Genomic DNA, 24640 nt, shown 5'->3' on the forward strand with positions numbered 1-24640 from the left:
CGGACGTGCCGGCCCGTTCCTGCCTCAGGGGGCAGCGTGAGGGGCGCTTAAATGCGCAGGAGGCTGAGGTCGTGCAGGCCGAAGCGATGCCTGCCGCGATGATTGAACGCTGCAGTTGCGGCGATCGGAGCGATCTGGGGGCGCTGGCGTTGGAACCGCATCTGCCTGCAGCGGAGCGCGAAGACGATCAGGATCGCCAAGGCAAAGCCGCAGAGTATCCCGAGCAGGCAGGTGACAACACCGATCAGGATGTCGTCGCTGGCGGTGGTCTCCCCCACGGTGTCGGCGAAGTGTCCCACTGCGGCGTCGAAGGAGGTGGCTGCGACCGTGTTCGAGGCGGCCGCCGGCGCGGAGAAGCCGACATCATCGGCGTGGGAGACGCCCCACAAGCCCACGACGGTGACGATTGCGGCGAGGAGCAGCGTCGCGGCTCTCATCGTGAATCGTCGCCGCGTGATGCGGGCACTGCGGGGAACTGAGGACACACCCCGATTATACCGAGCGGGTTCAAGGCGATCATGGGAGTGGACTGACGCGCACGGCATACTGCACCCTATTGAAGAGCGATGAGCAGGCTGAGCAGGCCCATCACGAAGGTGTAGGGAGCGAGCGTCATCTTCTCGTCTTTGCTCTTGGAGAGCAGGCTGAGGATCACACTGAACCCGAGGTGAGCGACGATGAGCCACATCACCCAGAAGCTGAACTCCCCGGGCAGCACAGCGATGGTGCCGCTGCGATCGAGGGCGATGAAAGCGATGAAGGCGTAGCGGAGCACAGCGGAGATCGCGCCGAGGCGGAGGTTGAGCGGGAGCGTGATGTGTTCCCCGCCCCACGCGTACTTGCCGAGCGGTGCACCGGCAGCCAGGGCGATCTGGAAGATGGCCAGCACGCCGAGCATCGCGGTGAGCGCGAAGATCAGGATCGTCGCCATCACTGCTCCTTTCCGAACTTCGCGGCGAGGTAGGCGTTGTAGGCGTCGAGTTCCGCGTCCTCTTGAGCTTCTCGACGTTTCGCTTGCCGCAGATCGCTCGTGCGCCACTTGGAAATGGTGACGATGAGCACGATGATCAGCGGCAGCTCGCCGTATGACCAGATCAGGCCGCCAGCGATGGCCTGGTCGAGAGCGCGGCTGATCCCCCACGCTTCGGGGTCGGTGGCGTACCAGCGGAACATGGGCTCGGTGCTGCGCAGCAGCACGAGCCCGAAGATCGCGTGGATCTGGATCTCGAGGAGCACGTCGACGATGCGTACCACGAACGATGGGGCGCGCGGCAACGGGTCGAGTGACCACAGCGGAGCGCCACCGATCATGCCGAAGGCGAGGAACAGGGTGAGCAGGATGAGATGCCCGGACGGGAGCTCGAGGAACCAGCTCAGGGTGTCGGTGAAGTACAGGGTGGGGAAGGCGACGACGGCGATGACGATCACGGTGGCCGGGTGCAGGAGCACCTGGGCGGTGCGCGAGCGGTAGGCGCTGAGCGCGGCGCGCATCACCGGCCGCCCGAGTCCCCGGCGCGGCGTCGCGCGCAGGAGCAGACGGCCGGGAGAGCCCATGAGCAGGAACGGGGGTGCGACGACCATGAGCGTGATCTGCTGGAAGAGCAGCACCGAGACGAGTTCCTCGGCGTAGGCGTTCGCGCGCAGTCCGGTGGCCGCGAACCAGAGGAGGCAGCCGACGGTGAACAGCAGCGTCGAACCGACGCCCCATCGTTTTCCCCGTACCCAGAGGGAGATCGCCCCGGTCAGGTAGATGGAGAGGCAGACGACGGCGAGCCAGGCGAGCGGCGACATGCTGCGCAAATCGAACTGGAAGAGGTCGCCGAGCTCGAGGCTGGCCATCGCGGGGTACACGGTCGGGGGTTGTCCTTACTGACGCTGGCGAGTGCTCGCCGGGGAGGGGGCTACTTCGAGTTCGCGGCGATGAACGGCAGCGGGTCGACGGGCTCATCTTCGACGCGCACCACCAGGTGCAGGTGGTTGCCGAAGGACATCCCGGTGGTTCCGACGAGTCCGGCTTGGTCGCCTCCCTGAACGGTTTGGCCAACCTGCCAGGAGTGGGAGTTCTCCTGCATATGGCAGTACCGGCTGATGACCTCTTGACCGGCAACCTGGTGCTGGACTTTCAGCGAGAAGCCGCAGCCGTCGGAGGCCCAGCCAGCCTCAGTGATCACGCCGTCACCGACGATGCGGATCGGAGTGCCGCCGGCAGCGGCCATGTCTTGTGCGTCGTGGAAGCCTGCGACTGGTGCGGAGCGGTATCCGAAGCCATCGGTGAGCGGCACCTCTTGGGCGAAGGGGTACTGCAATGTGGTGTCGGTGAGGCCGCTGACGGTCACTGCCCCACCGCTCAGCCCGATCTCGGGCGCGATCGCAGTCGGGGAGACCGAGAGCTCGTCGAGCAGCGTCGGAGTGTCGGTTGTGCCTCCCGTGACGAAGGCCTGCTGTCGGCTCGCGAAGACGGGGGTATCGGCGGTCGCGGCGCTGGTCGCAGGGAAGACGGTACCCGCCACGAGTACGGTGACGCTCGCGAGCGCCGTACTGCCAGCGACGAAGCTGCGCAGTTGTGAGCGTCGCCGTGCCGTGCCGGTCTCGGGTTCCGTTCCGCCCCCGGTCGGCGTCTCCTCGGCGGCAGGCCGCTCGCTGACGGGCTGCGCCGGGAGATCGGTGTATGGCACCGTGGACGGTGCTGCGGCTGCATGCTTGGATCGGCGGGGCCGAGCCGAGTCGTCGGTCGAGCGTTCGTCTGTATCAGTGGGTTCGATCCAGGTGCTCCGCCTCGGCCCCGCCGATTCCTCGGCGTGCCGACGCCGCCTCAAAAGACGACTCCGAGGACGAAGAACGAGACGACGGCGAAACAGATGCTCAGGAGCACGGTGCCGAAGACGAAGAGGAAGTGTTTAGCTTTGATCGGTGAATCTGTGGAGTTCAAACTGCTGGCTCCTGATCGGGGGCGCTCGTGCGCCCGAGTGATGTTCGAGAGTGCGCAATGCCGGAAGGCGTGCCGATGTCAGCGCTTTTGCAGGGGCCGGCGAAGCTCCCAGAGGGAACGTGGTGCCGGTTGGAGGCACACGGAGCTTCGCGGGCTATCCCCGTGCACGGGTTTCCCGGTGGAGATCAGGTTCGCGAGATCGAGTGAAGGAGCAGCAATGGCTGCGGGCGGGCGGGTGCGCGCGGCAGGGCGACCGCCCATTCGCGGATCCTGCCGAGCCGCAGCTGTAGCCACGGTCGCCGGGTGAAGAGCACGACCAGCATCAGGGTGGCGAGCATGGTGAGCATGCAGATCGCGATGAGATCGAGGTGCCAGCTCTGCACGCTGCCGTGGGCGGCGTGCTCGCCCCCCTCGACGAGCGTGGCGGTCGAGGCTGTTGAGGGGGTGGTCGCGCTGGTGATCGCCGAGGCCTCGGCGATGACCGGCACGCTGCTGAGTTCGGCGCTGTGCGCGCGCAGTCCGACGAGACCGAGGATGACGAAGGCGCCGACCCAGACGAGGGTCAGGAGCGCACGCCGCGACAGCGGTCGTCGCGATGCAACGCCTGCACTCATCACTCCATCACCTCCATAGTTATGTAACAATTTAGCATCGGAACCTGGGGTCAGCCAGGGGATGCTACTGCCAGAGGGCGCCCGTCGGCGCGTTTGCCGGTGTCGGCGAAGCGCTCCACGCCAGGGCTGGTGGCTTCGCTCGCGTGGGTCTGCGTGCGGCGCGGATGCCGTTGAGGATCACGAGCACTTCCGCGACTTCGTGGACGAGCACCACTCCGGCGAGCCCGAGGACTCCGAGGAGCGCCAGCGGGAACAGCTCGACGATGATGGCCAGCGCCAGCCCGATGTTCCAGGTCATGATGCGCCGGCCCCGCCGAGCATGCGCGAGGGCCTGCGGGATGAAGCGCAGATCGTGGCCGGTGAAGGCGACATCAGCGGATTCGATGGCAGCCGCGGAACCCTTGGCCCCCATCGCGATGCCTACGGTCGCCGTCGCGAGCGCGGGTGCGTCGTTGATGCCATCGCCGACCATCGCCGTCGGGGACGCGGTCACAAGCGTGCCAATGGCGCTGGCTTTGCCTTTCGGGAGTTCCTCGGCGCGCACGTCCTCGATGCCGGCCTCGGCCGCCAGTGCGCGTGCGGTGCGCTCGTTTGTCGCCGGTGAGCATGATGGGGGTGATGCCCATCTCCCGCAGCATGCGGATCGTTTCGGCCGACTCCGGGCGCAGCTCGTCGCGGATCCCGATGAGGCCGGCGAGTTCCCCGTCGGCTTCGACCGCGACGACGGTCATGCCGCGCTCGGCGAGCCGCTCGGCGGTGGCTCGGTGCGCGCCGGGGTCGAGCCAGCGGGTATTGCCGACCCGGATCCTCCGGCCGGAGACGGTGCCGGTGATGCCGTGCCCGGCCTCCTCCTCGATGTCACGCCCGGGCGCCGCATCGGGGGCGGCCGCGGTGATGGCGGCCGCGAGCGGGTGCGTGCTGGATGCTTCGAGTGCGGCGGCGAAGCCGAGCACCTCGCGTTCGGTGCATCCGACGCTCACGACCTCGACAACTTGGGGTTCGTTGCGGGTGAGCGTGCCCGTCTTGTCGAGGGCGACGGTGCGGATCGTGCCCAGCTGTTCGAACGCCTGGCCGGACTTGATCACGATGCCGTACTTGGAGGCGGAGCCGATCGCGCTGATCACGGTGACCGGAACGGCGATCGCGAGCGCGCACGGGGAAGCGGCGACGAGGACGACGAGGGCGCGCTCGATCCAGGTGGCCGGATCTCCCACGATGAAGCCGAAGACGACGAGGGCGGCGATGATGAGCACGGTCGGCACGAGCGGCTTGGCGATCCGGTCGGCGAGCCTGGCGCGTTCTCCCTTGCGGGCGTGCGCCTGCTCGACGAGGGCGACGATCTGCGTGAGCGAGTTGTCGCGACCATCGGCGGTGGCCTCGATGAGCAGTGTGCCGGAGCCGTTCACTGCGCCGGCCGGAACCGCCTCCCCCGGATGTACCGCGACCGGGATGGACTCCCCGGTGACGGCGGAGGTGTCGATGCTGGATGCACCGTCGACCACGATGCCGTCGGTGGCGATGCGCTCTCCCGCACCGATGATGAGGATGTCGAGTTCGCGCACCTCGGCGACGGGGAGCGTGACCTCGCCGCGCAATCGGGACACGCGTGCGGTGTCGGGGATCAGTGACAGCAGGGCGCGCAGACCCTCCTTCGCGCGATCCATGGCGCGGTCTTCGAGCGCCTCGGCGAGGGAGAAGAGGAAGGCGAGTGCGGCAGCCTCCCCGATGTGTCCGAGGGCAACGGCGCCGATCGCGGCGATGGTCATTAGCAGGCCCACGCCGACTCGACCTCGGATCAGGCGCCGCACGGTGCCGGGGACGAAGGTGGCGGCGCCGGCGAGGAGCGCGAGCCATTTCAGGATGAGTGCGGGGATCTCCGCGCCGTTCCACTCGAGGAGGTAGCCGGACGCGAGGGCGACACCGGAGAGTGCGGAAGGCAGCAGCGCAGGATCGCGCCACCAAACAGGCCGCACTGGATGCGCATTCGCCTCTTCAACTTGTTTCCCGAATACCGGGGGCAGTTCGGGGCCGCAGCAGATGTCGCCATCGATGACGGGTACGCTGGGCTGCGCGGCGGGCTCAGGTGTCTTCGCCTTGATCGTGTTGACCTTGTCGGGCCCGCAGTACTCCTCGCTCATCGGCTCGCGCCCTCGGTGGCCGGCTCAGCTGCGGCCTTCGCGCCGCAGCTGGGGGTGGTGCATTCGGGGTCGAGGCAGACTTCGTCCTCATCGACGGCGAGGGACACATCGACGAGCGCAGTAAGCGCAGCCGAGAGGTGCGGATCGGCGATCTCATAACGAGTCTGCCGCCCTTCCGTCTCGGCGACGACGATGCCGCATCCGCGGAGGCAGGCCAGGTGGTTGGAGACGTTCGTCCGTGTGAGCTCGAGTTCGCGCGACAGCACGGCCGGGTAGTTCGGGGCTTCGAGCAGTGCGAGCAGGATCCGCGAGCGGGTCGGATCGGCCATGGCGCGGCCGAGACGGTTCATAGCGTCGATACGAGAGACAATAGTCAGCATACACTGACTAAACAGCATTTGCTGTACTCAGGCGAGAGGCCGACGTTCTCCCCCGGCATGACGCGGTTCAGCGGAGTGGGGCAATGCGTGCGTAGCGCGCCAGCAGCTCGGCGCTGCTTCTCGGCTCACCACGATTGGCGGTGCTTGGATGCCACAGGTCACCGCGATACTCCCAGATGCAGCCGGCCATATCGTCCACGCGATCCCCGTCGTTGACGCGCAGCAACGACGAGGTGATCTCCGACAGCTCGGGAACGTCATCGAATCCGATGAACGGCGCAATGGGTGTCGCTCCGGGTGTCGCGATCTGCCGCAAGGCTTCGCAGATCCGTGCGCGCGGGATGTCGGCATCGGATCGCAAGGGTGCCAGTTCGTCCAGGGCTTGCAGCAGGAGTTCCTCGATCTCATCGGTTGCCATCGTCAGAATCCTCTCGTCACGGGTGCAGCTGCTGAGCTGCAGTATTCAGGGAACCATGGGCACGGCCCATGCGCGAACGGACTACCGTCCGCCGCGCTCGATCGCGCGGCCAGCACGCTTCTTCGTCTTGGGACGAGGCGAGCGCTTCGGCCGGGTGCTTCTGACCGCTTCTTGAGGGCTGCGTGCCTGGTCGGTATCAGCCTGCTTCCACGCGGCGGCGGCCTCCGGTTCCCCCCTCTGGCTCAGCTGCTCCGAGTGCTGTTCACGGCGCACGGCCGAATCCCATATGCGGTTGGCGTCTTCTTCAAGCGCGAGGGCCTCGTCGAAGCGTTCGGCCTCTCCCCGCTCATCTTCACGGTCGATCTCGAACTCGAGGATCTCCGACTCGGCAATGAGCCCGGCCGTGTGGGTCTGCTCGCGTCGCGCCTCGTCGCGCTCCGCACTGGGATCCCGCTGAGTGGCACCGTCCCGGTCGAGCGCATCGCGCACCGTGGCGGGATCCGCGCCTGTTTCACTGATCTCGATGTTGTACCGCTCTCGCAGCTCCTGTCGGATACGACTCTCAGCGCCGCGCGCGACTTCATCGTCGTCGCGCCACGTCACCGCTGTTTCGTAAGCGCGAGCGATATCGCCCACCTCGGCCTGATCCCACCAGGAGGCCTCGTTCACGGGGGCGAGCTCGGCTCGTGCGGTCGCACGGTCGGCCTCGAGTCGAGCTTGCAGCTGCCGGGCCTCCTCGAGATCGCGGCCGGTGGCTTGCTCGAGGAGACTTCGTCGAGTGCTGCTGGCAGTGCGGGCCAGCTGCGCTGCGGCCATCAGCCCCATGCGCAGCTTGCCCTCCGCTTCGTCGGTGACTCCGTCGGGTTCTTGTGGATCGGGCATCGCTCTCCCCTATCGTTCGGTTCCTCGGTCGGGCTGCGCCGGTCGCGCAGTCGGTGTCGTCGGGCGCAGCGGATGCAGTGTGGTCGGGAGAGGGCTGCCCGGCCGGGCCGGTGCCGTCCCCGAAGCGGCGCGCTGCACGGCCTCCGATGTGCTGGCAGCCGGGGCCGCCACAAGCTCGGGCAGGCGCTCGCGCACGCGGTCGAGTCGGGCGCCAAGGGCGTCGCGGATCTCGGCGGCTCGGCGGGATTCTTCCGCAGCGCGATGCATGTCGTGGATCGCCTGCGCGGTGCGCATGAGCTGCTGGAACAGCATGGCCTCGGCCATCGTGCCCTGCCCGCCGGTCGAGGCCATCGCCATGAGCGAGGCGACGCCCGCGATCGACCGCAGCGTGCTCGTCCGAGTCGGGGCGGTGTCGCGGGAGCGGATCTGCGCGGTGCGGGCGAGGGTGCGTGCGGCCTCGGCGAGCGGGCCGGGCTCCGTCTCGAGTCGCTGCGACCAGGCTGCGAACGCACCCGAGGTGTCTCGCGCCACCGGCGCCCAGATCGCCCGATTATGCGGGTCGACGCTGCGCAGTTGCTCGCGGAGCGCAGCGACGTCGGCGGTGTACTCCCGCCACAGCTCCGGGCCAGGCTCATGCTGCTCCCTCCCGGGTGCTACCGGCCGGTAGCGCAGGGGATTACGCCAGGTCGCCCGCCACTCGTCGACGGCAGCCTGAGCCGACATCGGGGTATCGGGCCAGCCCTGCCGCAGTCTCGGCAGGGTGAGGTCGCGTGCGAGGCGGCCCCCGCCGTACCAGACGATCGGCTCTCCCGGTTTCGGGCGCACCGCGACCGAGTAGCCGGCCACAACGTCGTCGCGGTTGGCGGCGAACCTCGGCCGCACGATCGCCCCGGCCTGGTGGAGCCGGCGCACGAACTCCGCCTCGTTGACGCTCGCGGCCGCCGCCGCGCGCACGGAGCGCTCAAGCCGCACCGAGGCGACCGAGTGCTCGCCGCGCCGTTCGGCGCTGGCGCGCTCCCCCGGTCGCTCCCCGCGCATCGCCATGTCGGAGCCGCGCGACTCGAGCACCTGCAATCCATGCTCCTGCTCGAGTTCGCGGGCGATGCGTTGCGCCCGCGCGTAGTCGTGATGGATCGACGCCTTCGTGCCGTCCTCGCGGACGAGATTCACGGCGATGTGGATATGATCGTTGCCGCGCGTGGAGAGCCCGTGCCGCACGGCGACCCACCTGCACTGCGCCCGGCCGGAGGTTTCGGTGAAGTCCATCCGGTCGACGAACTGCTGCGCGATCGTCGACCACTGCTCGTCGCTGAGCTGCCCCTCCTCGGCGCGCAGACTCAGCGAGCAGTGCCAGACGTGACCGCCGCGCACCTCGACACCGAACGCAGTGCGCGGCTCGTCAAGGTCGCGCGCGATCGCCAGCACCGTCGCCCGGTCGAGCTCGGCGTCGCCGTAGTAGGTGAATGTCGCGCTGTCGCCGTTCACCAGGTGCGGCTCGGTGTGCTCGTTGCGCCGCCCCTCCCCCGCGAGGTAGCTGAGCAGCCCGCCCATCCGGTCGCCGCGCGTCACGTTCGGCATCATGGCTCGGCCAGCCGATCCACTGCGGCACTCAGCTTCGGGTAGAGCGCTCGGAACTCCGCGACGAGGGCCTCGGCCTCCTTCGGGAAGCGACTCTCGGTGTTCGCGTACTTCGCCAACTGGTTGACGTTGTTCGCGATCGACCCGACCTCGCGGCGTATCGCGAACAGCTCCGCGATGGCCTGCTTGCGCTCCGCCTCGACGGACACCGAGATGACGGTGCTGATGCGGGGAAGGGGAGGGAAAACGCCGACGGTGTGAAGGGAACGTGCCATGCGGCGATCGTGCGTGTTCAATGGGTGATGTCCTACAAAACTCTCGGCTACAACTGGGCGATGGCGGGACGGTAACATCGTGGATCGCAGCATGAGCACTCCTGAGTGCTCGAGCATCGCGCATGACTCATGCGTCGCACCGTGGTGCTCCGCTGCACGGTGTTTCCGTTGCAGCGCGGTATCAGGTGCGGCTGATGACTGAGAGTTCTATCGGAGAGTACCGCAGGATGGGGATATCCATGAGTGGCTGGATGACCCCAGGCGCCCGGGCGACGTTCAAGGTAAGCATGCGTAGGCGATGGGGGCGCACGAGGAGGGCGATGGTCGCCAGCATCGCCAAGAAGCAGAGCGTCATCCAGTCGAGGTGCTGGGGCTGGCTTGGAACTGTCGGCCGTGGCGCCGACGCTCAGATCGGCGTTGGCCTCGACGTCGGCGAGGATGCTCGGCGTCTCCGTGAGGGCTGAGGGGCCAGGCGCAGGCAGCATCCGATATTAGCTATCTCGAAGTATCGCCGAATAGCTAATATCGGGCGGCGCTGCAGCTGCTCTGGCGACCGTGATCGGCCACGCCTGCGCCTCGGCGTAGCCGGGCAGCTGATGGATCATCTGCAGCCGCTGCACCCGGCAGAACGCCGCCGCCTCAGACTGCTCCCAGTCGGGCGTCTCGCAGGACTGGTACTCGTAGCAGGCGATCGCGAAGAGGATCTCGAGCGGGCTGCGCAGGCTCGAGGGGCCGTGCGTGTAGGGTTCTTCGATCTCGTGCTCGTTGTAGCGGTAGTTGACGCTGCGCTGGTTCTCGGCGAGCAGCATCGCCCCGACCTGCTCTGCCGTCGACGGCTGCAGCACCCCAGCGGTTTGCCACGTCATCGGCCCGCACTCGACGTTGAGCCCGGCGTTGACCATCGCCCGGATGTGCTCGATCGGCACCATGAATGCGCTCGTGATCTCGTTCCTTCCTGCCGCGCCCGGAGTGGGCGTGCCGGCGGAGGCTGGCGATCAACGCGGCGAGCGACGCCAGAGCACGCGACGCGCCGACCCACGGGTGGGGCGGGCGCGGGCGCCGTGCGCAGGTCGGAGGAGACTCGTAGCCTGCACTCCCGACACCCCCGCTGCGCGGCCTGGGGGAACCGATGCGATCAATGTCGGAGGACGCCCCGAGGATAGCCGAGAGAGGCTCACGGTTCGCTTCCGGGCGAGCCTTCGCGGATAATGATGTATCGAAAGTTTGTTCGATAGATGGGGAGGTTGCATGATGCGTGCGCTGCTGCCGCGAATCGTCTCGCCCGAGTTGGTGCCGGTGCTGCTGTCGATGGCGCCGGTCCCGGTCGCGTGCGGCTTCCCCTCCCCCGCGCAGGACTACTACGAGGGCCCGCTGAACCTCACCGACATGCTCGTCGACGACCAGGCGGCGACCTTCGTGGTGCGGGCCTCTGGCGAGTCGATGACGGCCGCCGGCATCAGCGACGGCGATGAGCTGCTCGTCGACCGCTCGAAGCGGCCGCGCAGCGGGGATATCGTCGTCGCGGTGCTCGACGGCGAGCTCACCATCAAGCGGCTCGAGATCACGCCGGGCGGAGTCGTGCTGCGGGCGGAGAACTCGACGCATCCCGACATTGCGGTGGCGGAGCTGTCGGAGCTCAAGGTCTGGGGCGTGGCGACGTACTGTCTCCATCATCTGCGGTGACCGCCGATGCTCGCGCACATCGACGTGAACTCGGCCTACGCCTCCTGGGAGCGAGTCTTCAACCCGAAGCTCGAGGGGCGCTCCCTGGTGGCGCTGAGCAACAACGACGGCATGGTCGTCGCCTCCTCAGCGGAAGCGAAGGCGTTGGGGCTCGATCTCGGGCGGCCGTGGTTCGAGCTGCGCCCGCACGCGGAGCGGTATTGGTAACCCGCGTTGTTCAGGACGGCGCTATTGCCCTAGTTGACGAATCGATAATAGGTCAGCCGTTGCTGTATAGTTCAGTGCATGCTGACTATTGCTTCGCGTCTCGACGTCATGAACCGGCTGGGCCGGGCCATGGCGGACCCGACGCGCTCCCGGATCCTGATGACCCTGCTGGACGGCCCGAGCTACCCGGCCGTGCTCTCGCGCGAGTTGGAGCTGACGCGCTCCAACGTGTCGAACCATCTGACCTGTCTTCGCGACTGCGGGATCGTAGTCGCCGAGCCCGAGGGTCGGCAGACGCGCTACGAGATCGCCGACCCGCACCTCGCGGCGGCGCTCACGGCGCTGGTGGACGTGACGCTGGCCGTGGACGAGCACGCGCCGTGCATGGACGCCGAGTGCACGGTGCCGGGCTGCTGCGGGACGGGAGCGGGCGCGTGAGCGCGGCGTGCGGCTGCGACGAGCCGGAGACCCAGGTCGGGGAGGAAACCGAGGAGGAGCGGGAGCGTCCCTGGTGGCGTGACCACGGGATCATGGTCCCGGTGCTCTCCGGCGTCGCCTTCGGCACGGGCCTGGTCCTGGAATGGACAGGGGCGGAGATCCCGGCGCTGGTGGCGTTCTGGATCGGCCTGCTGCTGGGCGCGTCGACGTTCACCCCGGGCGCGATCCGCAAGCTGTTCAAGGGCAAGCTCGGCATCGGCCTGCTGATGACGATCAGCGCGATCGGCGCGGTCATCCTCGGCTACGTCGAGGAGGCCGCAGCGTTGGCGTTCCTGTACTCGATCGCCGAGGCGCTGGAGGACAAGGCGATGGATCGCGCCCGTGGCGGGCTGCGGGCGCTGCTGAAACTCGTCCCGGAGACCGCGACCATCCGGCAGGATGGCGCGTCCGTGGAGGTCGCCGCGAAGGATCTGGCCGTTGGTCAGCTGATGCTCGTGCGTCCGGGTGAGCGGATCGCGACCGACGGGATCGTCCGTACGGGCCGGTCGAGCCTGGACACCTCGGCGATCACCGGCGAGTCCATCCCGGTGGAGGTCGAGCCCGGCGACGCGGTGTCGGCCGGGGCGATCAACACCGCCGGTGCCCTGGAGGTCGAGACGACCGCGGCGGGCACCGACAACTCGCTGACCACGATCGTGGAGCTGGTGGAGCAGGCGCAGGCGGAGAAGGGGGACCGCGCCCGCCTCGCGGACCGCATCGCCCGCCCGCTCGTGCCCGGCGTGCTGATCCTCGCCGTCCTGGTGGCGGTCATCGGGTCGCTGCTGGGCGACCCGGAGCTGTGGGTCATCCGCGCCCTCGTGGTCCTCGTCGCGGCGTCGCCGTGCGCGCTGGCGATCTCCGTGCCCCTGACGGTGGTCGCCGCGATCGGGGCGGCGAGCAGGTTCGGCGTGATCATCAAGTCCGGTGCGGTGTTCGAGCGGTTCGGCGTGATCCGTCACGTCGCCGTCGACAAGACCGGCACCCTGACCCGCAACGAGCCCGCCGTCACCGCGGTGCTCACCGCCGACGGCGTGGACGAGGCGCAGGCATTGGCGTGGGCGGCATCCCTGGAGCAGCACAGCACCCACCCGCTGGCCGCCGCGATCACCGCCGCCGCACCCGGAGCCCCCGCCGCCCTGGACGTCACCGAGCAGGCCGGGCACGGCATCGAAGGCACCCTCGACGGGGCCCAGGTCACCGTCGGCAGCCCCCGCTGGCTGGACGCCGGCCCGCTCAAGGACCAGGTCGCCGGCTTGGAGGAGCAGGGCATGACCGTCGTCATCGTGCACCGCGACAGCGCCGCGGTCGCCGCGATCGGCGTCCGCGACGAGCTGCGCCCCGAAGTCCCCGAGGTCGTCCGTACGCTCGCCGCCCAGAGCGTCGGGACGACCATGCTCACCGGCGACAACGCCCGCACCGCCCGCGCCCTGGCCGCGCAGGCCGGGATCGAGGACGTGCGCGCCGAGCTACGCCCGGAGGACAAGGCCGCCGCGATCAGCGAGCTGGGCAGGCACGGCTCGGTCGCGATGATCGGCGACGGCATCAACGACGCCCCCGCCCTGGCCGCCGCGGACATCGGCATCGCCATGGGCGCGACCGGTTCCGATGCCGCGATCGAGTCCGCCGACGTCGCCTTCACCGGCCACGACCTGCGCCTCCTGCCGCGCGCGTTCGACCACGCCCGCCGCGGCCGGCACATCATCAACCAGAACATCATCCTGTCGCTGCTGATCATCGTCGTGCTGCTCCCGCTCGCCCTGTTCGGCGTCCTGGGCCTGGCCGCGGTGGTGCTCGTGCACGAGATCGCCGAGGTCATCGTCATCCTCAACGGGCTCCGCGCCGCCCGCACACGACCAACCGCTCCGGAGCGGTGACGGATCGGCCACCGTTACCCCCTGCCCCCTGACCGTCCGCGAGAGCACGACCCTAGGGTCGGGATCGACCCGGCGCAGCGGCATCACCCTGGCTGCTCGCCGCCGGTGAGGCCGGGGTGTGCGAGGGTGTCGATATAGCGGTCGGTGCCAGCGATGCTGAGACCGAAGAGGTCGCTGATGGCCCTCGCGTCGCCGCGAGTGGCGTGGGCTTCGGCGAGGATGCGATCTTCGCGGAGGGCCTGCGGGCGGATGCCGCCCTGCTGCCAGGGATAGGTTCGGTTCGCGGCCATCATCCTGGGCGCGGAGCGCTGATGGATGATGAGGTGCGGGTTCTGCGAGTTCGGCCATCTGTTCTGGCGGTAGTCGAGCCATCGGGTCAGGCGTTCGCGGACGGGAGCGGCGAGCGGGATGCTGCGGCCTGCGAGGTTCAGGCGTCCGTCGACGATGTCGGTGAGCAGCAGCTCGGAGACCTGTTTCGCAGTCAGGGCGTGGAACGCGACGAGCGAGACGGCCAACGCGATCACGGGGTGGGGCGAGTTCAGTTTCTCGCGGATGAGAGCGGTGTCCAGCGGCATCGGGATGTTGCCGTTGACCTTGGTGAACGTCATGCCGCGGGTGGGGTTCTGGAATACGAGCCTGCGAGCTTTGAGTACCTTGAACAGCGACCGCAGGCCGCGCTCCATGAGCGCCCGCGGGTTCCCGCTCTCGGGCAACACATCACGAAACTGAGCGGGGCTGATCTCGGCGAGCGACTGATGGCCGGCCTCTGCCCACGCGGTCACGGCCGGAACGACGGCGTGGATATGGACCTTCACGGTCAACGGGTCGCGGGAGCGCTGCCGGGGCGTGGTCGTCGCTCCGTCGATCAGGACGTTCACCCAGACCTCGAGCTGCTCCTGCATCACCTGTGGCAGCAGCGACGTCTTGTTCGCGAAGTAGGTGTCGATCCAGCGGGGCCGGTCATCGATGAGCAGCCCGGCGGCGTCGAGCACGTCGAGGGTGGAGACGATGTTGCCGTCATAGCGTGGGAGTTGGAGCACGTCGGAGGCGCGGATCTTCGCGGTCGGGCTGTCGCGGAGGGTCTGCAGCAGGCGCAGGGAACGGATCACGTCGTTGCGTTGGCGGGCAGACCAGCCGAACTGTTCGGCGTGCTCGTGCACGATCGCGTTGCAGTATCGAGTCAGCTCACTGTTCTCGATCAGGGCGCGCTGGAGCAGCAGCTCGGGGTCGGGGGCGACGTCGATGAGGACGGGCTGCACCCACTCGGTCAGGGCGAGCTGCTTCGGCGGCGGGCCGGGGCGACCCCACGCGCCGGGCGTCTTCCACCCGCCTGCGGGCTTGAGTCGCGGAGTACGGCGGCGCTGAAAGTGCATGTTCGCGAAGAAGAGCTGCTGGCCGTGTTTGTTCGCGCCCGCGAGGTCGAGCGCACGGCCGGGCTCTTGAAGCATCCGGGCCTGTTCGAGGCAAAGACGGCACGCACCCCGGTCACCGATCCAGGTATCGCGATGGCAGTAGTTGCAGACCCCTTTCGGGTAGTGGGTCTGCCACCAGCGACACGCCCAGCACATCCAGTTGTGCTGCGGATACACGCCCCACGCCAGGCAGCTCTTGCAGGAGCCGACCTTGTGGGAGCTGCGCGGGTGGCAGCGCTGGCACAGGCCCTGACTGAAGTAATCGGTGCTCGTTCCGCACCCCTCGCAGGGCGGCGGCGGGAACGGGCCGCCAGGCATGCAGACGTAGCAGAAGTCCATGCGGGGCTTGCTCCACGCGACACGGTTGACCTGGCAGCGGGTGCACAAGGGCGGCACCCGCAGCCGCGCTTCCGGCCCCGGCGCTGGACTCACAGCGGCGGCTCGGAACGGGGCTTACCGAACCGGGGCGAGACCGTCGGGCCGACCTCATTCTCACCGCCCACCGTCTCGGCCTGTCTCGGACGCCTCGCCGCAACCTTCTGGGGCTCGGGAGTCATCAGGTCAGAGGGTGCGCAGTCGAGGATCGAGCAGAGCACGTCGAGCTCTTCCAGACGGATCGTCGCGGGGGTTCCGGCCCACCAGCCCGACATCTTCCCGGCGCTGATCTCCAGTCCTGCCGCGGCGAGGCGGCGGCGCAGCTCGGCGGACTTCCAGATGCCGCGCTCGGCGGCTCGCATTCTCAGATTCCATTGCACAGGCGATTCACCTTTCTTCCGCGAAGCGGGCCTCGACCCGCTGGTTGGCGCCCAGCCAGGCCAGCTCGACGTGCTCGCTGCGCACGTGGACATACCCCGACGTCGTGGACAGCCACTGGTGGCCCAGCAGCTCTTGGATCGCTTTCAAGTCCATCCCGCTCCCATACAGAGACGAGGCGCAGTAATGCCGCAGCACATGAGGCGTCAACCGGCCCGCCCACGCGGGCAGGAACCGCTCGGTCTGGATTGTCAGGCCGCGCCGCAGCGAGTAGTCGCTCACTCTGGCGCAGCGCCCCAGGTCCTCATCGAACCGTTCGGAGGGCAGCATCGGCGCATCCGGGTTGACCCAGTCGTCGCCGAACTGGTGACGCACCTCGGCCAGCCACCAGTCGATGAGCTGGTCGGCCCCGTTGATCGCGGGCACCAGGCGGGCCTTGAAGCCGCGCCCGCGCGAGCCCTTCCCGAACCGCACATGCAGCTTCCCCAGCCCGCCGAGGTCGGGCCGCCAGTCGCGGATGTCGAGCATCACCGTCTCGTTGATCCGCACCCCGACCCGCCGCCACAACGACGCGGCGAAGTAGTCACGCGCGGCCGGGAGATACTTCCGCGCGTCCGGGATCGACTGCCGCCAGCCCGTGAACAGCGCGTCGACCTCGTCATCGGACGGCGGCACGCGCACCTTGCCCAGCGACGCACCGGACTGCCGGTTGAAGTCATCAATGGGCTGCTCGACCACCACCCCGGTCATGCGGTGAATCTGGCCCTGATAGCGGGCGATGACGAACTCGTAGAACTGCGCCAGCGCCCCGGCCTTGCCCGCCCGCGTGCTCACCGCGTGGCCCATGCGCCGCTGCTCGGCCAGGAACGCGTCCGCGTCGGCGCAGCCCGCCTCCCACAACGGGCCCGTCAGCGAACGGGCGAACTCGATGATGATCCGGCGGGTGCCCTGGACATGGCCGTCGCTGAGGCCAGCGGCAGCCATCGCGATCGCGTGCTCGTCAACGCTCTCCTGCTCGAAGTCCTCCGCGTCCTGGGCAGTCCGCAGCACCTCGTCGGCAGCGCCGCCACGCAGCGCGACGAGCTTCATGACCCCGGCAGTTCACGAGAGGCGACCATACGTCAATCGTGCCGACGAACCGTCATTGAGAGTGAAGGTTTTTCATTTTGCGTCAGGCGTGACGGGAACTTGCAACCACAAGGGAAGCGAGGCCGCTGGGGCACAGAACCGGGTCGGGAACTTCAACGCATAGAGATTATGAGCTCGTCTAGATGATTTCGAAGGTGGCTGGCGAGCCCTTCGATGTCGGGATACATAGTTGATGCGCTGTAGGAGAAACGTTCCTCAAGCACTTGTCGAATCTCGACCTTTGCCTTAGCCGTGATACGGAAGGTGAACGTGGGAGGGAACGAGCGACGCCTGTTCATCGGAACCGCGCGTCTGGGGTCGTAGAGTTTCGTGAAGATTGAGCCGGAGGCGAGAAGATCGGCCTTCTTCCAGGACCGATTGCCGGCCCCCTTTCGCTTAAAATAGCCCGCATTCTGCTGCACGCCAATGGGGACCCCGTCGAGCAGGAAGCATCCGTTTTGCGCCAGTATTCTCTGTTCGTAAAGAGGTGGCACCCAGAAGCGGCGGATGGTTCCCGTTCCCCACTCCATCTCAGCTCGTGCTTCGTTCGAGTCGGCAAGATGCCAGAATGGCAGGTAGGTTCGTGCTAGCTCGCCGCGAACCTGCGTCAGGTCCTCTGCTTCTTTGCGGCTCTCTGCCGGGAGTACCGGGAACGTTGCGGTGGCAAAGAGCCGCCCGTCGCTGTCGTCGTGATCAACAGAGGACTCGACAGCGAACCATGCCGCAATAAACGGATTCCTTGATACGTCGATAAGGCGAGTCGGCGCCCCGAAGTGCTGCAGCCGGGCAAAGGTTTCCAACGCGCTCAAGTCGTCGAACCTCCACACCACGCGAGCAAGCTTCAGAATTGCTTCCTCGGCAGCCACCATGTCATCTTCGGTTGGGTACGGCTCTTCTACACGATGTTTTCGATGCGCTCCTCGTACCTTCTGCTTCGCGATGAGCCTGCGGTACAGGGAACTATGCAGCCCCCACGAGGCATCCTGTTGCCCCCTCCAAAGGAAATCTAACGATGGGTTGCGGCGAATAAGGCCTTGAATAACTCGATGCAACTCGTCAAAGCTATCGATGACAAGCTCATGCGGGCTGAAATAATCATCCGGAGAGCTGAAGTCATCAGAGTACGCCGTATTCGGGCTTGGAGCTGGAGCGATTGACGGTCTCGACAGATCAAGGGTTCTGATCTGCTTCAACATCTCAGTGATCGCACCTGTCGGCCCAAACTGGCTCTGCATCATGGCTCGGATCGGCTCTGCCACCATTTCAGCGTAGTTGGGCAATATTGAGTTGATGAGCTGCTGGGTGCCGGGGGGCATGATGCCTTGCGTGAGGCTTTTCATGTTTGTCAGCCCGGAGCTCTTCAAGATGCTCTGTATGTCCACGGTCGGGGCTGAACCGAGGATCTTGCTCACGTCGAAGAGCTGACGATATGTCGATTCGGGTAGCTTGAACCCTCCGCTCGCTGGAATACCGAAACCCCTCAGCTCGCGACTACCGTCTTCGCCACTCTGCTTTTCCTCGTCCGCCACGCTCTCAAGTTAGCAGTGGCCCCACGGCACCTGCCGCGCACCTGACTGTTGGCTGCCGTCAGTCCTGGCGGCGGCATTTCATCGTTCAGTCAGGAGTCCCCATGTCCACAGCGCTCGAACCCGTCCAAGCGGGAAGACCGCCCGGCCGCACCGTCTCGCGGTACGCCGCGATCCTCACCATCCTGCTCATGCTCATCAGCGGCCTCTTCTTCGCCCCGGCCCCGGCTGCGCAGGCCGCGACGCTGGGCGTCGGGTACGGCAACGAAGACCTGTGGCTCGGATCGTTCTCATCGCATGGCCGGCAGGCGTACTGCATGGACCTCGACGCGCTCCCACCCTGGGGCAACACCCATCATCCCGAGCTGAAGACCACCCTCGATTCGCTCTCTGAGACCGAGCTTGCGCGCCTGAACTACGTCATGGGCCGCTGGGGCGAAAGCAGCGACCCGAACATCACGGCGGCGGTGCAGATGTACGTGTGGGACGTCGCCGACCACAGCAACTACGTGGGGCGTGGTGGTGATGCGCACTTCGTCACCCGCGTCCCCGCGAACGTGCAGGGCACGGTGCTCGCGAACCTCAACGCGATGCGCGACGCAGCCGCCGCGAACGCCGTGGCGAACCCGTCCGTGAGCATGTCGATCAGCATGAGCGACCAGTACCACGGGCAACTCACGATCAGCGCGAACCCCGCTTCTGCGACCGGCACGGTGACGCTCACGAGCGCCACCTTCACGAACGGCAGCACCTCGGCAATGCTCGGTGCCGGAACGCATGAGATCGTCGGCGTCCCGCCCGAGTCGGCGCCCGACTATCAGATCACCGCGAGCATCAAGGCTCCCGCCGTCGGTTACGGGGCCGGCGTCGACCTGTTCTACACGCCGGGCGAACAGCGCATCCTCGGCACCGCTTCGTTCGAGCCGCTGTCGGCGGAAGCTTCGTCGCCGGTGATTCCGCTGGACTTCCAGCCGGTGATCGAGACTGTGGTGGATGCGAAGTTCGTGCAGGCCGGCGACGTGTTCGCCGACAAGCTGAACGTCACGGTGACGAAGCACTCGTGGATCAAGGTGAACGGCACCCCGGTGCCGGTGCTCGCCGAGAGCACCCTCTACGGGCCGTTCGACGCGCAGCCGGCCGAAGCGAACGCACCCCCAGAGGGCGCGCCCGTACTCGGAACGGAGTCGCTGACGCTCACGCACCCCGGGAACTACGTGTCGCCGGGCACGCTCATCGCGCCGGAGTCGGGGTTCTACACGTGGGTGTGGAGGATCGACAAGACCAAGCAGGGCGCGAACGCGAAGTACCTTACCGATTCCTTCACGGATCGGTTCGGGCGGGTGGCGGAGACCTCGGTCACGCCGTTCCAGCCGGAAGCGGTATCGCAGGCGAACGGGCGGCTGGTCAAGCCCGGCGACCGGGTGACGGATACGATCACGGTCTCCTCGACCAACGGCGCGTGGCTCAAGCACAACGGCGAGCCGATCCCGGTGGTTTTCGAGGGCACTGCCTACCAGGTACCCGGAACCCTGCCGCCCGTGCGGGGTGCGGAGGTGCCGGCGGGTGCGGTGCCGATCAGCACCGTGCAGGTGACTGCGACGGGGCCTGGCGAGCATGAGTCGCCCGAGGTGGTGCTGCCGGATGCGGGGTTCGTGACGTGGGTGTGGCAGGTGAAGAAGGCGTCGCAGCCGGAGTGGGTGCGCCCGTACATTGCCGCGGATTGGCAGGACGAGTACGGCATCAACATCGAGTCGCACTCCGTCAGGTGGCCGCTCACGATCACCTCGGAGGTTCGCGAGTACAACGTCCACCAGAACGGGCGAGCGTTCGACCGGATCACCGTCTCGGGGTTCCCGGAGAATCATCCCGAGTTCACGAGTGACGGATATTGGGGTCCCGACGAGCAGGAGATCGAGCACACCGTCTACGGCCCGTTCAAGACCGATGCGGAGCTGACCGACGATCTCGATCTGTCGGACGCGCCGGTGCTCACGCGGATCACGACGCCCGCGAAGAACGGGGTCTACGACATCGGCTACACCGATGAGGACCGTATCCAGCCGACCGAGGCCGGGTTCTACGTGATCGTCACGCGGTTCGCGGGCGACGACCGCGTGCAACCGTTCCAGTCGTCGCCGGCGGATATTTGGGAGCGGTTCTACGTTCCAGGCGCCGAGCAGCCGGTGTCGGTCGTCACGCAGGCCACCCCTGTTGCGGGGATCGGTGAGGAGTTCGACGATGCCGCCCTCGTGCAGGGGTCGAAGATCCCCGCGGGCGCGTACCTCGTGTTCCGTTCCTACGGCCCCCACGCCCCGGACGCCGAACCGGTGTGCGAGGTGCCGTTCTTCACCTCGGAGAAGATCGCCGTCACCGAGGCCGGCATCTACCGTTCCGGGAAGACGAGCGTCGACCGTGCCGGGCACGTGTACTGGGTCGAAACCCTCTACGACGCGAAGGGCAAGGTCATCACGGAAGGGAAATGCGGTGCGCCGGGTGAGACGACGGTCGTGACCGAGACACCGCCGGAGGTGCCGCCGACGCCGGAGGTGCCGGAGCTTCCGGGGAAACCGTCCGAGCTGGCTACGACTGGGGGCGGGTTCCCGTGGCTGATCGCCGCAGGCGGCCTGGTCGCGCTCCTCGCGGCCGGGGTGACGCTGTGGTTCGGGCGACGGCTCGCGCTCCACCGGGAGCGAGGCGGAGACAGCGGAGAGGAGGACGCCGGTATCGAAGAGCTCATGAATCAGTAACCCAGCACCCCATGGAGGGCGGGGCGCAGACCATTCCCCAGGGTCTGCGCCCCGCCCTTTCGCGTGTCCGCCTGGCGCACCTGTCCTCTGACAGTGACGGCAGTGCAGGAGGCGGCGATGAGCGAGTACACGGCAGACACGATCGCGCGGATCACGCTCGCCGTGCTCACCGAGCCCGGCGATCCGGTCACCGGGCAGCTCGTGCAGGCCATCGGCGTCACGGAGACGCTCGCGCTGATCCGCGACCCAGGCGCAGCGATCCCGTCTCAGGTCGACCCCGTGGCCGGGGTGCGGTGGCGGCAGCAGGCCGCCGCCCAGCAGAAGGACGTGCTCACCGATGAGCTGATCGGCCTGACCGAGCGCTACGGCCTGCGCATCCTCACCCCGCACCGCCCCGGCTGGCCCGACGCCCTCGCGGACCTCGGCCACGCCGCACCGCTCATGCTGTGGGCGAAGGGCAACCCGGAACTACTCACCGACTCGCTCTCGTCACGGGTGACGATCACCGGCGCCCGCGCCGCCACCGGCTACGGGGTGCAGGTGACTCGTGAGTTCGCGTCGCAGCTCGCAGCATCACCGCGCATCCTCGTCTCGGGCGGCGCCTACGGCATCGACGCCGAAGCCCACCGCGCCGCCCTCGCTGCGCGATCCGCCTCTACGATCGCGGTGCTCGCGGGCGGCCTGGACCGGCCGTATCCGCGGGCGCACCATGACCTGTTCCGCCGCATCACCGAGCACGGCGGCCTCCTCATCAGCGAGGCCCCGCCGGGATACGCGCCGACGAAGGGCCGGTTCGAGGCGCGTGCGCGGTTGCTCGCCGCCCTGTCCGCCGCGACGGTGATCCCGGAGGCCGGGGCACGGTCGGGAAGCCTCCGGGTCGCGGTCGCCGCCTACGAACTCGGCCGGCAGCTCGGCGCGATCCCTGGCCCGATCACCTCCGCGAACTCTGCCGGCTGCCACCGGCTCCTCGCCGAAGGCCTCGCAGAAGTCACCACGAGCGTCGGAGATGTCGAAGCGATGCTCGACCCGACGCCGGCGGCGTACCGGCTCCCGCCGGCATATCAGCAGGCCGCCCGCCGCGCCGCCCCCGACCCAGGCCGCGGCACGGGCCGGCCCACGCTCTGAAATCTCTGGCTCGCATCCTTGCCGCCCACGTTGCGCCGTCCCTGGTGTGTGTCTTCCGGCCCGCCGGCACCCCTGGCCTCGGGTCGCTCTCTGCCTGCCCGTCTTGTGAAGGAGACCCTGTATGTCGAAGCGTGATCGTTCGAAGCCCGCCGCCCCAGTAGGGGTGGTGATGGTGCGGATCGTCGTCGCCGAGGACGGCACCCTCGCCGTCACGGTCGACGGGGCGCCGTTTCTGCCGCCGGAGTTCTCCCCGCCGTGGCGGCGGGGATCGTTCCCGGCGATCGTGGACGCGATCCGAGAGCAGACCGGCTCCACGATCCGCGTCGATGTCATCGAGACCGACGGCCGGACGATGACCGACTTCTACACCCCGCGCCCGCGCCGCACCCCGCCACCAGAGGCGCAGCCGGTACAGCAGGTTTCGCAGTCGGCGGTGCCGGTGCCGGCGGTGCCGCGTCTGGTGCAGTTCGCGGGGTCGGGGATGGTGCCGGGCGAGGATGTCGCGGTCGCGATTGTCATCGCGCACACCGAGACCGGGCCCGACGGGATCGCCCGCGCCCTGATCGATTCCCGCTACCTCGACCACGCACCCACCGGTGAAGTGATCCTCCTCGGCCGCATCTCCGCCACCGTCTGCATCGGGGCACCGCAGTGACCTCCCCGATCCGCCCGGCCGCGAGCCTCGGCGACGAACTCACCAACGCCGCCCTCACCTGTCTCGCCGCCCTCGCCGTCATCGCGGTACTCCTGCGGGCGGCGGGCAGTGTCGCCGCGTTCCTCACCGGCACCACGCAACCCCACGCTGGCCTCGGTGCGGGGGCCGGGGTTCTCCTGCATCCCGCCGACCCGGGTGCCGCGCTCGGCATGCCGGGCCTTGACCCGGTCGTGTACTGGGTGATCGCCGGCACCATGATCCTCACCGCCGGGGCTGCCGCCTGGTGGGGGTGGGCGACGATCCGGCAGCATGGCCGCCGGCAGGCGATGGACCCGTACCGGATCGCCGGGATCGCCACCCGCGCCGAGGTCGCGAAAGCCGGTTCCCCGCGCGCACTCCTGGCACGTGCGGGGAGCCTGCGCCCGTCGCTCGTGACCCCTGAACCTGCGGAGGTTGGGTACCGGCTCGGGGTGTCGCGCGGGGTCGAGGTGTGGGCGTCGGTCGAAGACTCGATCCTGCTGATCGGGCCGCCCCGCTCCGGGAAGGGCGTGCACATCGTCATCAACTCGATCCTCGCCGCCCCCGGCGCCGTCGTCACCACGTCTACGCGCCCGGACAATGTGACCGCCACGATCCGCGCGAGGGAGAAGGTGGGGCCGGTGGCGGTGTTCGATCCGCAGCACCTCGCCGACGGCATCCCCGCTGGGCTCCGCTGGTCGCCCGTCAGAGGCTGCACCGACCCTCTCACCGCGATGATCCGCGCATCCGGGCTCGCCTCCGCCACCGGGCTCGGGAAAGGCGGGGTCGAGGGCGGCGACTTCTGGGAAGCGAAAACGAGGGTCGCGCTCCAATGCCTGCTCCACGCCGCCGCGCTCGACCAGCGCCAGCCCGCCGATCTGTTTCGGTGGACGCTCGACCCCGCAGCAGCCGGCGACGCCGTATCGATCCTCGCCACCCACCCGCAAGCCGCAGGAGGGTGGGCGGAAGCACTGCAGGCGATGATCGAAGCGGACCCGCGTACCAGGGATTCGATCTGGCAGGGCGTCTCACTCGCGCTCGCCGCCCTCGCCGACCCCCGCGTGCTCGATGCCGTCACCCCCGGCACGGACGAGGTGTTCGACCCCGAAGACTTTCTCGCGAAGAAGGGCACCCTGTACCTGCTCGCGACCGCAGCCGGCGCGAACAACAGCGCCCCGCTGGTCGCGGCGCTCATCGAAGATGTGGTCGAGGCAGCCCGCCGCCTCGCCGCACGCTCCCCGGGGGCGAGACTCGACCCGCCCCTGCTGCTCTGCCTGGACGAAGTCGCGAACCTCAGCCCGTTGCCGTCGTTGCCGACGCTCATGGCCGAAGGCGGCGGCACCGGGATCACGACCATGCCGGTCTTGCAGTCGCTTGCGCAGGCGCGGGAGCAGTGGTCGGAGAACGCGGCCTCCGCGATCTGGGACGCCGCGATCGTGAAGATCATCCTCGGCGGCGCCTCCAATTCGAAAGACCTCCAGGACCTGTCCACGCTCATCGGGGAACGCGACGAGATCACCGACTCCATTACCGTCGGCGACCACGGCTCCCGTAGCGCGCAACGCTCGATCCGCCGGGTGCCGATCATGCCTCCCGACGCGATCCGCCGCCTCCCGTTCGGCACCGGCCTCGTGCTGCTGCGCGCGGCACCGCCGATCGTGACCCGGCTGCGCCGGTGGACCCAGCGCGCCGACGGGAAACACCTCGCAGCCGACCGCTGCGCGGTCGAAGCACAACTCCACTACCGGCAGGCCACCACCCAGCCGATTGCGGACGATCCGACAGGCGGGGGCGGTGCACCTGCTTCATAGAGATGTCGCG

Annotated in this window: 24 protein-coding genes and 1 pseudogene; 9 read left to right on the forward strand and 16 right to left on the reverse strand. The window is 68.2% G+C overall.

The features are described from left to right. Positions 1 to 47: 47 nt before the first annotated feature. The 11 genes and pseudogenes from PQI23_RS10740 to PQI23_RS10790 all read right to left on the reverse strand — a co-directional run bounded on the left by PQI23_RS10740 (position 48) and on the right by PQI23_RS10790 (position 9214). Complete coding sequence (locus PQI23_RS10740; protein ID WP_238560329.1) at positions 48 to 485, reverse strand: hypothetical protein; 438 nt, start codon at positions 483 to 485, stop codon at positions 48 to 50. Between the two features lie 68 nt (positions 486 to 553). Continuing rightward, positions 554 to 931 (reverse strand): hypothetical protein, encoded by a 378-nt coding sequence (locus tag PQI23_RS10745; protein ID WP_024356173.1) that lies wholly within the window; start codon positions 929 to 931, stop codon positions 554 to 556. Next, positions 931 to 1839, reverse strand: coding sequence for a cytochrome c oxidase assembly protein (locus PQI23_RS10750; protein WP_233615402.1), 909 nt, complete (start codon positions 1837 to 1839; stop codon positions 931 to 933). Before PQI23_RS10750 ends, PQI23_RS10745 begins: the two co-directional genes overlap by 1 nt. A 62-nt stretch (positions 1840 to 1901) precedes the next feature. Next, positions 1902 to 2675, reverse strand: a complete 774-nt coding sequence (locus PQI23_RS10755) for a M23 family metallopeptidase (RefSeq protein WP_336992084.1) — start codon at positions 2673 to 2675, stop codon at positions 1902 to 1904. 439 nt (positions 2676 to 3114) lie between these two features. Beyond that, a complete protein-coding gene (locus tag PQI23_RS10760; protein WP_339974382.1) occupies positions 3115 to 3543 on the reverse strand; it encodes a hypothetical protein in 429 nt (142 codons plus the stop codon). A 64-nt stretch (positions 3544 to 3607) separates the two neighbouring features. Then, positions 3608 to 5516: pseudogene (locus tag PQI23_RS10765) on the reverse strand (heavy metal translocating P-type ATPase). A 161-nt stretch (positions 5517 to 5677) separates the two neighbouring features. After that, complete coding sequence (gene cmtR, locus PQI23_RS10770; RefSeq protein ID WP_339974384.1) at positions 5678 to 6061, reverse strand: Cd(II)/Pb(II)-sensing metalloregulatory transcriptional regulator CmtR; 384 nt, start codon at positions 6059 to 6061, stop codon at positions 5678 to 5680. A 67-nt stretch (positions 6062 to 6128) separates the two neighbouring features. After that, on the reverse strand, positions 6129 to 6479 hold the full coding sequence (locus tag PQI23_RS10775; protein ID WP_339974386.1) for a hypothetical protein: 351 nt from the start codon (positions 6477 to 6479) through the stop codon (positions 6129 to 6131). 81 nt (positions 6480 to 6560) lie between these two features. Further along, positions 6561 to 7361 (reverse strand): hypothetical protein, encoded by an 801-nt coding sequence (locus tag PQI23_RS10780; RefSeq protein WP_339974388.1) that lies wholly within the window; start codon positions 7359 to 7361, stop codon positions 6561 to 6563. A 9-nt stretch (positions 7362 to 7370) separates the two neighbouring features. Continuing rightward, on the reverse strand, positions 7371 to 8942 hold the full coding sequence (locus PQI23_RS10785) for a relaxase/mobilization nuclease domain-containing protein (RefSeq protein WP_339974390.1): 1572 nt from the start codon (positions 8940 to 8942) through the stop codon (positions 7371 to 7373). Continuing rightward, on the reverse strand, positions 8939 to 9214 hold the full coding sequence (locus tag PQI23_RS10790) for a MobC family plasmid mobilization relaxosome protein (protein WP_339974392.1): 276 nt from the start codon (positions 9212 to 9214) through the stop codon (positions 8939 to 8941). The genes PQI23_RS10785 and PQI23_RS10790 overlap by 4 nt, the downstream gene beginning before the upstream one ends. 320 nt (positions 9215 to 9534) lie before the next feature. Between PQI23_RS10790 and PQI23_RS10795 the strand changes: the two genes are divergently transcribed. Next, positions 9535 to 9678, forward strand: coding sequence for a hypothetical protein (locus PQI23_RS10795; RefSeq protein WP_339974394.1), 144 nt, complete (start codon positions 9535 to 9537; stop codon positions 9676 to 9678). A gap of 27 nt (positions 9679 to 9705) precedes the next feature. Here PQI23_RS10795 and PQI23_RS10800 read toward each other — a convergent pair whose 3' ends face one another. Next, a complete protein-coding gene (locus tag PQI23_RS10800; RefSeq protein ID WP_339974396.1) occupies positions 9706 to 10143 on the reverse strand; it encodes a hypothetical protein in 438 nt (145 codons plus the stop codon). Between the two features lie 319 nt (positions 10144 to 10462). Between PQI23_RS10800 and PQI23_RS10805 the strand changes: the two genes are divergently transcribed. The 4 genes from PQI23_RS10805 (at position 10463) to PQI23_RS10820 (ending at position 13455) form a co-directional block, all read left to right on the forward strand. After that, positions 10463 to 10897 (forward strand): LexA family protein, encoded by a 435-nt coding sequence (locus PQI23_RS10805; RefSeq protein WP_339974398.1) that lies wholly within the window; start codon positions 10463 to 10465, stop codon positions 10895 to 10897. Between the two features lie 6 nt (positions 10898 to 10903). Further along, positions 10904 to 11104, forward strand: a complete 201-nt coding sequence (locus PQI23_RS10810) for a Y-family DNA polymerase (RefSeq protein WP_339974400.1) — start codon at positions 10904 to 10906, stop codon at positions 11102 to 11104. A gap of 78 nt (positions 11105 to 11182) precedes the next feature. After that, positions 11183 to 11542 (forward strand): Cd(II)/Pb(II)-sensing metalloregulatory transcriptional regulator CmtR, encoded by a 360-nt coding sequence (gene cmtR, locus PQI23_RS10815; protein WP_017883886.1) that lies wholly within the window; start codon positions 11183 to 11185, stop codon positions 11540 to 11542. After that, positions 11539 to 13455 (forward strand): heavy metal translocating P-type ATPase, encoded by a 1917-nt coding sequence (locus tag PQI23_RS10820; protein WP_339974402.1) that lies wholly within the window; start codon positions 11539 to 11541, stop codon positions 13453 to 13455. The genes cmtR (PQI23_RS10815) and PQI23_RS10820 overlap by 4 nt, the downstream gene beginning before the upstream one ends. An 83-nt stretch (positions 13456 to 13538) precedes the next feature. Here the strand turns inward: PQI23_RS10820 and PQI23_RS10825 are convergent, their stop codons facing one another. The 4 genes from PQI23_RS10825 to PQI23_RS10840 all read right to left on the reverse strand — a co-directional run bounded on the left by PQI23_RS10825 (position 13539) and on the right by PQI23_RS10840 (position 18277). Next, a complete protein-coding gene (locus tag PQI23_RS10825; RefSeq protein WP_339974404.1) occupies positions 13539 to 14903 on the reverse strand; it encodes a hypothetical protein in 1365 nt (454 codons plus the stop codon). Positions 14904 to 15295: 392 nt separating this feature from the next. Further along, positions 15296 to 15604 (reverse strand): helix-turn-helix domain-containing protein, encoded by a 309-nt coding sequence (locus tag PQI23_RS10830; RefSeq protein ID WP_445238425.1) that lies wholly within the window; start codon positions 15602 to 15604, stop codon positions 15296 to 15298. 25 nt (positions 15605 to 15629) lie between these two features. Beyond that, positions 15630 to 16709 carry a tyrosine-type recombinase/integrase gene (locus PQI23_RS10835; RefSeq protein WP_339974408.1) on the reverse strand — a complete coding sequence of 360 codons (1080 nt, stop codon included), beginning with the start codon at positions 16707 to 16709 and terminating at the stop codon, positions 15630 to 15632. A 152-nt stretch (positions 16710 to 16861) separates the two neighbouring features. Then, positions 16862 to 18277 carry an FRG domain-containing protein gene (locus PQI23_RS10840; protein ID WP_339974410.1) on the reverse strand — a complete coding sequence of 472 codons (1416 nt, stop codon included), beginning with the start codon at positions 18275 to 18277 and terminating at the stop codon, positions 16862 to 16864. A 101-nt stretch (positions 18278 to 18378) separates the two neighbouring features. Here PQI23_RS10840 and PQI23_RS10845 point away from each other — a divergent pair, with 101 nt between their 5' ends. The 4 genes from PQI23_RS10845 (at position 18379) to PQI23_RS10860 (ending at position 24630) form a co-directional block, all read left to right on the forward strand. After that, positions 18379 to 21021 carry a hypothetical protein gene (locus PQI23_RS10845; RefSeq protein WP_339974412.1) on the forward strand — a complete coding sequence of 881 codons (2643 nt, stop codon included), beginning with the start codon at positions 18379 to 18381 and terminating at the stop codon, positions 21019 to 21021. A 117-nt stretch (positions 21022 to 21138) separates the two neighbouring features. Continuing rightward, entirely contained in the window at positions 21139 to 22146 is a 1008-nt protein-coding gene (dprA, locus tag PQI23_RS10850) for a DNA-processing protein DprA (RefSeq protein ID WP_339974414.1), read from the forward strand. Positions 22147 to 22267: 121 nt separating this feature from the next. Then, a complete protein-coding gene (locus PQI23_RS10855) occupies positions 22268 to 22801 on the forward strand; it encodes a hypothetical protein (protein WP_339974416.1) in 534 nt (177 codons plus the stop codon). Next, entirely contained in the window at positions 22798 to 24630 is a 1833-nt protein-coding gene (locus PQI23_RS10860) for a type IV secretory system conjugative DNA transfer family protein (RefSeq protein ID WP_339974418.1), read from the forward strand. The genes PQI23_RS10855 and PQI23_RS10860 overlap by 4 nt, the downstream gene beginning before the upstream one ends. Positions 24631 to 24640 lie beyond the last annotated feature (10 nt).

This window comes from Leucobacter sp. USCH14, from assembly GCF_037619215.1.
Lineage (GTDB): Bacteria > Actinomycetota > Actinomycetes > Actinomycetales > Microbacteriaceae > Leucobacter.

Excerpts from the sequence above, each read along its gene's own strand:
- PQI23_RS10760 (WP_339974382.1), bottom strand. The coding sequence starts at position 3,543 with ATGAGTGCAGGCGTTGCATCGCGACGACCGCTGTCGCGGCGTGCGCTC.
- PQI23_RS10825 (WP_339974404.1), bottom strand. The coding sequence starts at position 14,903 with ATGCTTCAAGAGCCCGGCCGTGCGCTCGACCTCGCGGGCGCGAACAAA.
- PQI23_RS10745 (WP_024356173.1), bottom strand. The coding sequence starts at position 931 with ATGGCGACGATCCTGATCTTCGCGCTCACCGCGATGCTCGGCGTGCTG.
- PQI23_RS10795 (WP_339974394.1), top strand. The coding sequence starts at position 9,535 with ATGGTCGCCAGCATCGCCAAGAAGCAGAGCGTCATCCAGTCGAGGTGC.
- PQI23_RS10835 (WP_339974408.1), bottom strand. The coding sequence starts at position 16,709 with ATGAAGCTCGTCGCGCTGCGTGGCGGCGCTGCCGACGAGGTGCTGCGG.
- PQI23_RS10785 (WP_339974390.1), bottom strand. The coding sequence starts at position 8,942 with ATGATGCCGAACGTGACGCGCGGCGACCGGATGGGCGGGCTGCTCAGC.
- PQI23_RS10775 (WP_339974386.1), bottom strand. The coding sequence starts at position 6,479 with ATGGCAACCGATGAGATCGAGGAACTCCTGCTGCAAGCCCTGGACGAA.
- PQI23_RS10790 (WP_339974392.1), bottom strand. The coding sequence starts at position 9,214 with ATGGCACGTTCCCTTCACACCGTCGGCGTTTTCCCTCCCCTTCCCCGC.
- PQI23_RS10810 (WP_339974400.1), top strand. The coding sequence starts at position 10,904 with ATGCTCGCGCACATCGACGTGAACTCGGCCTACGCCTCCTGGGAGCGA.
- PQI23_RS10805 (WP_339974398.1), top strand. The coding sequence starts at position 10,463 with ATGATGCGTGCGCTGCTGCCGCGAATCGTCTCGCCCGAGTTGGTGCCG.
- cmtR (WP_017883886.1), top strand. The coding sequence starts at position 11,183 with ATGCTGACTATTGCTTCGCGTCTCGACGTCATGAACCGGCTGGGCCGG.
- PQI23_RS10780 (WP_339974388.1), bottom strand. The coding sequence starts at position 7,361 with ATGCCCGATCCACAAGAACCCGACGGAGTCACCGACGAAGCGGAGGGC.
- dprA (WP_339974414.1), top strand. The coding sequence starts at position 21,139 with ATGAGCGAGTACACGGCAGACACGATCGCGCGGATCACGCTCGCCGTG.
- PQI23_RS10845 (WP_339974412.1), top strand. The coding sequence starts at position 18,379 with ATGTCCACAGCGCTCGAACCCGTCCAAGCGGGAAGACCGCCCGGCCGC.
- PQI23_RS10855 (WP_339974416.1), top strand. The coding sequence starts at position 22,268 with ATGTCGAAGCGTGATCGTTCGAAGCCCGCCGCCCCAGTAGGGGTGGTG.
- PQI23_RS10830 (WP_445238425.1), bottom strand. The coding sequence starts at position 15,604 with ATGCGAGCCGCCGAGCGCGGCATCTGGAAGTCCGCCGAGCTGCGCCGC.
- PQI23_RS10800 (WP_339974396.1), bottom strand. The coding sequence starts at position 10,143 with ATGGTGCCGATCGAGCACATCCGGGCGATGGTCAACGCCGGGCTCAAC.
- PQI23_RS10750 (WP_233615402.1), bottom strand. The coding sequence starts at position 1,839 with ATGGCCAGCCTCGAGCTCGGCGACCTCTTCCAGTTCGATTTGCGCAGC.
- cmtR (WP_339974384.1), bottom strand. The coding sequence starts at position 6,061 with ATGCTGACTATTGTCTCTCGTATCGACGCTATGAACCGTCTCGGCCGC.